The 1,173-nt window shown below is 41.1% G+C and carries 3 protein-coding genes; all 3 read left to right on the top strand.

The genetic code is table 11. From position 1 onward, the window contains the following. Window positions 1-384: ORF6C domain-containing protein (locus HT723_RS10620; RefSeq protein ID WP_172935170.1), on the top strand; the 384-nt coding region annotated here is incomplete at its 5' end. Between the two features lie 176 nt (window positions 385-560). Then, a complete protein-coding gene (locus HT723_RS10625; protein ID WP_167747524.1) occupies window positions 561-704 on the top strand; it encodes a hypothetical protein in 144 nt (47 codons plus the stop codon). Window positions 705-808: 104 nt separating this feature from the next. Beyond that, on the top strand, window positions 809-1,099 hold the full coding sequence (locus HT723_RS10630) for a hypothetical protein (protein WP_020903598.1): 291 nt from the start codon (window positions 809-811) through the stop codon (window positions 1,097-1,099). Window positions 1,100-1,173: the final 74 nt, after the last annotated feature.

Here is a 1,173-nt window from a genome sequence, read left to right on the forward strand (position 1 = left end):
TTGGACGAGGATGCTTTTATCGCTCTCTTCACTGGCCAGAAGAAATTGCGTGAGCAACAGACGACCATGCTGGAGGATATTGACTACCTCAAGAGTGAGCAACCGATTCATCCAAGCTATGCTCAGTCGCTCCTGAAGAAGCGTAAGGCTAGGGTTGTGGCTTGCCTGGGTGGCATTGATAGCCCAGCTTATGCGGATAAGATTTTTGCTCAGTCGGTATTTAGACAAGCTGAGATTGACTTTAAAGACCACTTCAACATTAGTCGCTATGACTTGCTACCCAAGAAGCATGCGGATGCCGCTCTAGCTTACTGGATGACGTGGGAGCCAAGCACCAATACCAAGATGAAAATCATGGAACTGAACGCATTTAGTCAAGCGTAGGGAGGGAAAGAAAATGAGACCAAAACGGTATCCGTATAGTGGAAAAAAAGAGTTCACCTTTGTAAAGGCAGACAATGAATTAGTTGAAAAACTTTTAAGAAAAACTAGTTATCTTGAGAATTTACAAGTTATGTTAGCAACGAAACTGCTGTCTTGAGGCTGATGTAGGAGGTTGAATGGAAGATAAAATCATCGAACTTGCTGATTACTTCATCAGCGAATCTACAACGTACAGAGAAGCTAAAATAGCGTGTGAGAAGCTATTTAGACAAGTCAGCCATGAGATAGAACTCAGGGCGATGGAAAGTAAGACAGTTTGACAACAACAAAAAAAGCACCTGACGGAAATCAGGCGCATACTTAAATAATTAAAACCATTATATCACAAAAATGCTTGCCCGCATAGTTGAGAGGATGTAAAAAAATGGAAGGTATAACCCTACAATTACGATTGGACGGCGAAAGTGCCGAATTGTTCACTAATCAATTATTGGCCTTTGCTGAAAAGCAGGTCAAGGAGCAGTTAGAGAATGATCGCATGCCAATCAATCAACAGGCTTTGATGAAGAAATTCGGCTTCACTCATGGCTATATTAAGAAGCTAGAACGTAAAGGCTTAAGATTTCGTAAGCAAGGGAAGGATATTATGTACGATGTCAATGATGTTTATGAGATTTTGGAATTAGAAAAAGAAGTACGAAAATTAAGAGCATAAGGAGATAAAAATGTTTGAACCACCGATTTTAGACCAGCTGATGGGGGTTGGAGCCTTGCTGATTGGATTTGCAG

This window comes from Streptococcus sp. 2106, assembly GCF_013277315.1.
GTDB lineage: Bacteria > Bacillota > Bacilli > Lactobacillales > Streptococcaceae > Streptococcus > Streptococcus pseudopneumoniae.

What these genes read in the sequence shown, in the direction of transcription:
- HT723_RS10630 (WP_020903598.1), top strand. Translation starts at nt 809, where the DNA reads ATGGAAGGTATAACCCTACAATTACGATTGGACGGCGAAAGTGCCGAA.
- HT723_RS10625 (WP_167747524.1), top strand. Translation starts at nt 561, where the DNA reads ATGGAAGATAAAATCATCGAACTTGCTGATTACTTCATCAGCGAATCT.